This window comes from Mesorhizobium sp. M8A.F.Ca.ET.021.01.1.1 (genome assembly GCF_003998025.1).
In the GTDB taxonomy this organism is placed as follows: domain Bacteria; phylum Pseudomonadota; class Alphaproteobacteria; order Rhizobiales; family Rhizobiaceae; genus Mesorhizobium.
The window spans coordinates 1-4,243 of record NZ_RZSJ01000537.1 but is presented as its reverse complement, the minus strand read 5'-3'; the positions used below and the strand labels follow the sequence as shown (position 1 = coordinate 4,243).

Genomic DNA, 4,243 nt, shown 5'->3' with positions numbered 1-4,243 from the left:
AACCTGCTCAAGGCGTCCTATCTGCCCGAGGACGGTGACACGCCGGCCGGCTTTGCCGGCGTCTTCGGCAAGATCGCGCAGGGCTATTTCCAACGCTATGGCGATCAGTCGGATGCGCTCGCCCTGATCGCCGCCAAGAACCACAAGAACGGCGTCGACAATCCCTATGCGCAGATGCGCAAGGATTTCGGCTATGATTTCTGCCGGCAGGAGAGTGAGAAAAACCCGTTCGTCGCGGGACCCTTGAAGCGCACCGACTGCTCGCTTGTCTCCGACGGCGCCGCCGCCCTTGTCCTTGCCGACACGGCGACGGCGCTGAAGATGCGCCGCGCCGTAGCCTTCCGCGCCAACGAACACGTGCAGGATTTCCTGCCGATGTCGAAGCGCGACATCTTGGCCTTCGAAGGCTGCGAGCAGGCCTGGACCCGCGCTTTGAAGAATGCCGGCGTGACGCTCGACGATCTCTCCTTCGTCGAGACGCATGACTGTTTTACCATCGCCGAACTGATCGAGTATGAGGCGATGGGCCTGGCCAAGCCCGGTGAGGGCGCCAAGCTGGCGCTGGATGGCACAACGGCAAAAGACGGCCGCCTGCCGGTCAATCCCTCAGGAGGCCTGAAGGCCAAGGGCCATCCGATCGGCGCCACCGGCGTCTCCATGCATGTCTTGACCGCCATGCAGCTTGTTGGCGAAGCCGGTGGCATCCAGGTGCCGGGCGCAAAACTCGGCGGCATTTTCAACATGGGCGGCGCGGCTGTCGCCAACTACGTTTCCATTCTTGATCGGATCAGGTAACCCGCCCCGGCATTCACGGGAGGTGACATGGCCAATCCGGTTCTGATCGAAGTCTTGCGCGGCGCCATTGTCGAGAGCGCCCATCGCGGCGCCGTCGCCGTCTTCGATGCCGGCGGCAAGCCGGTCCTGGAGATCGGCGACACATCGAAGCCGGTCTTTCCCCGCTCCGCCGTCAAGGCGATCCAGGCCCTGCCGCTTGTCGAAACGGGTGCCGCCGATGCCTACGGCTTCGGCAACCGCGAACTGGCGCTAGCGTGTGCCTCCCATTCCGGCGAGCCGGCACATGTCGACCTGGCGCGGTCCATGCTGGCCGGGGCCGGGCTGGATAGGTCGGCGCTCGAATGCGGCACCCACTGGCCCTCGGACCATGACGCCGAGATTGCGCTCGCACGTGCCGGCGGTTCACCAAATGCGCTTCACAACAACTGTTCCGGCAAGCATTCCGGCTTCCTTTGCACCTGCGTGCATTCCGGCATGGAGCATCGCGGCTACGTCAAGCCGGGGCACGCTTTGCAGGAAATGGTGCGCGACGCCATGCAGTCGGTCACCGGCGCTGTCCACGGCGCCGACGAACGCGCGACCGATGGCTGCTCGATCCCGACCTATGCGGTGCCGCTGAGGAGTTTCGCGCTCGGCTTTGCCCGCATGGTGACGGGACAGGGCTTTGGCCCCGAGCGGGCGAAAGCTGCGAAGCGACTGCTTTCGGCCTGCATGGCGGAGCCGTTCTTCGTCGCGGGCACCGGCCGTGCCGACCTGCTGCTGATGGAAGCCGCTCCCGGGCGGATTTTTGCCAAAGGCGGGGCCGAGGGCGTCCATTGTGCCGCGCTTCCGGAACTCGGCCTTGGCATCGCGGTCAAATGCGATGACGGTGCCGGTCGCGCCGGCGACGCAATCGCTGCCGCCGTCCTCGCCAGGCTGCTGCGGGCGGACGAAGCCTTGTCGGCGAAGCTGCTCGAACTGGCGAACGCGCCGATCGAAAGCCGCATTGGCGCCAAGGTCGGGGCGCTGAGGCCGACGCCGGTCTTGAATTGAAGTGGCAATCAGCTGACGCGGTTGCGCTCGACGGTCAGATGCGCAAAGCCGCTGCTGCTGGTCTGGGTAAGGTCTGACGTCACCGGCTCGGCCCAGCGCTGGCCGACAACCGCCCCGTTCGACGCACCGTCGATGACATTGTCGGAGATGACGGCGGTGCCGGCGCCCTCGACCACGCTGACGACGATACCGGTGCCTGCCTTGCGGATGATGTTTCCCGTGGCCACGACATTACGCAGATACGGCCCCCAGCCGATCGACATGCCGTAGAGCGGTGCATTCTCGATGACGTTGCTGGAAGCAATGGTGTCGGCTTCGACGGCGATACCGACGCCGAAACCGGGCGGGTCGGCGGTGTAGGGGCCTGATGTCGACAAATTGCGCACGATGTTGCCGGAGCAGACACCCATGCGGCCGCCTTCGTTGAAGTTGACGATCGAGATACCGTTGGCCGCACCGTCGACGATGTTGTTGGAGATGACGGCGCCCTCGAACGAGAACTCGGAGTAGACCGCGGTCTCGCCCGAGCGTAAGCAGGTGTTGCCCGATATCTGCAGATTGCTGGAACTGTTGGCGCGGATCGCGGAGAAGGCGCAGTCCGAAACCACATTGCCCGAGATGACGACATTTCCGGCGCGGAAGGCATTGATGCCGTTGCCGTTCTGGCCGGTCCCGCCGCTGCGCGCGCCAATGCGTTCGACGCGGTTGCCGGTGACCATGGTGCCGTCTTCCGCGGCTTGCCAGCGGTGCACGAGGATGCCGCCATTGGCGCAATCGGAGACGGTGTTGCCGGTGACTGCCAGTCCTGCGGCTTCGACGGAATAGATGCCGGCGTCCGCCGCTCCTGATATGTCCGAACGCTCGATCCTGCCCGCCGCGTGTTCCAGCGCCAGCCCGTTCTTGCCGCTTCCGGTGATCTGGCAGTTATCCACCACCAGGTGAGCGACCCGGCGCAGATCGAGCAGCCCTTGTGCATAGTCGCCCATCGAGCGGTTCGAACCGTCGAAGACCAGCCCGCTGAGTTCGATATGGTCGGCCTGTTCCGCCATGAACAGATGGCCGTCGCCGCCATAGACGATCCGCGTCGCACCCGGTACTCCGGACAGACGCACGCGGCCAGGCAGCGAGAGATTGGACACCACATAGGTGCCGGGCGGCAGGAAGACTGGCATGTCGCGGCCGTTGGCATCGCGCAGCAGCTTGGCGAAGGCCTTGCTCTGGTCGTCAAACGTGCCGGGCTGCACGCCAAGTTCCGTGGCATTGATGGAACCGCGCATCGAGGCCTTCTCGATGCCGGTCAGGCTGGCGGCCGCCGCCTTGCCGAGCGCGAGGCCCATCACGGCAAAGCCGGCGGTCTGAGTCAGCAGCATTCGTCTGTTCAACATCGGCACACAATCCAAGTGTTCAGTCCGACACCCCAGTGTCCAGTCCTGACACCGCAGGAATCATGCCAGACGCTGGGCAGCCGTTCTCGGGGGGCATGGCTTGTCGAGCGGCCAGTCGGCGCCTAAGTTCAGGAGATGAGCAGAGCTTTTACCCGCGAGGAAGACAGCGAGAATGCCATCGCCGGCGTTGGCGAGAGGCCGATCAGCACGCACCGCAACCTGGTGACCGAGCGCGGCCTGGCGCAGATCGAGGACAATCTGGCCGATTTGCGCGACGTGCTGGCGAAAGCCGAGAGAAAGGCCGATCGCGAGCGCATCGCGGTCGTGTCGCGTGACCTGCGCTACTGGACCGCGCGGCGGGAGAACGCCGAACTGTCCGTACCGGAGCCCGGCAGCGACGTCGTCCGCTTCGGCATGGGTGTCACGCTGGAAAGTGATGACGGCAAGAAGGTGCACTGGAAGATCGTCGGCGAGGACGAAGCCGATCCCGCCAAGGGCAGCATCTCGCATGTCTCGCCGATGGCGGTGGCGCTGTTCGGCAAGAAGGTCGGCGACGTCGCCAGCGTCAATGGCAAGGAGTGGGAGATCGTCAAGCTCTCAGAGAGTTGACGCAAGGCCCGTCTACTTGGCCATCCTTTGCAATACGGCCTCATAGTGGTCCATGACATCACGAGCAGCGCGCATCTGCCGTTCGACGTCGTCACTTCTCATCGGTCTTAGAATGACGCCGTCATCGGTTTCGATGATCTGGAATTGATCGCCTACTCGCATGTTCAGGTTGTCCAGCATTTCCTGCGGCAAGATCACGACACCTGATCCGTCGTCGAGCTTGCGGACAATAGTCTTCACGGGCCGTTACCCTTGGTTGCGTTCGTCATTGTGACACAACCTTTCCGGCGCTACAATGTTTCGCTCAACGCGCCAGCAGCCGATGCAGCAGCCTCTCGGCCGCCTCCGGAATAACCGTGCCCGGCGGGAAAATTTCCGCAGCCCCCGCCTTCAGCACAGCCTCATGGTCCTGCGGCGGGATG

Annotated in this window: 5 protein-coding genes; 3 read left to right on the top strand and 2 right to left on the bottom strand. The window is 64.2% G+C overall.

What is annotated here, in order from left to right:
* Both EOA36_RS29210 and EOA36_RS29205 read left to right on the top strand, forming a co-directional pair.
* Positions 1-795, top strand: a 795-nt coding sequence (locus tag EOA36_RS29210) for a thiolase domain-containing protein (protein WP_127280459.1), incomplete at its 5' end; no start/stop codon positions are given.
* 27 nt (positions 796-822) lie between these two features.
* Positions 823-1,827 (top strand): asparaginase, encoded by a 1,005-nt coding sequence (locus EOA36_RS29205; RefSeq protein ID WP_127280458.1) that lies wholly within the window; start codon positions 823-825, stop codon positions 1,825-1,827.
* A gap of 8 nt (positions 1,828-1,835) precedes the next feature.
* Here EOA36_RS29205 and EOA36_RS29200 read toward each other — a convergent pair whose 3' ends face one another.
* Positions 1,836-3,212, bottom strand: a complete 1,377-nt coding sequence (locus EOA36_RS29200) for a TIGR03808 family TAT-translocated repetitive protein (RefSeq protein ID WP_127280457.1) — start codon at positions 3,210-3,212, stop codon at positions 1,836-1,838.
* Positions 3,213-3,347: 135 nt separating this feature from the next.
* Here EOA36_RS29200 and greA point away from each other — a divergent pair, with 135 nt between their 5' ends.
* Positions 3,348-3,821 (top strand): transcription elongation factor GreA, encoded by a 474-nt coding sequence (gene greA, locus EOA36_RS29195; RefSeq protein ID WP_127280456.1) that lies wholly within the window; start codon positions 3,348-3,350, stop codon positions 3,819-3,821.
* A 12-nt stretch (positions 3,822-3,833) separates the two neighbouring features.
* Here greA and EOA36_RS29190 read toward each other — a convergent pair whose 3' ends face one another.
* Positions 3,834-4,061: an AbrB/MazE/SpoVT family DNA-binding domain-containing protein gene (locus tag EOA36_RS29190; RefSeq protein ID WP_127280455.1), complete on the bottom strand. Its 228-nt coding sequence runs from the start codon at positions 4,059-4,061 to the stop codon at positions 3,834-3,836.
* Between the last annotated feature and the right edge of the window lie 182 nt (positions 4,062-4,243).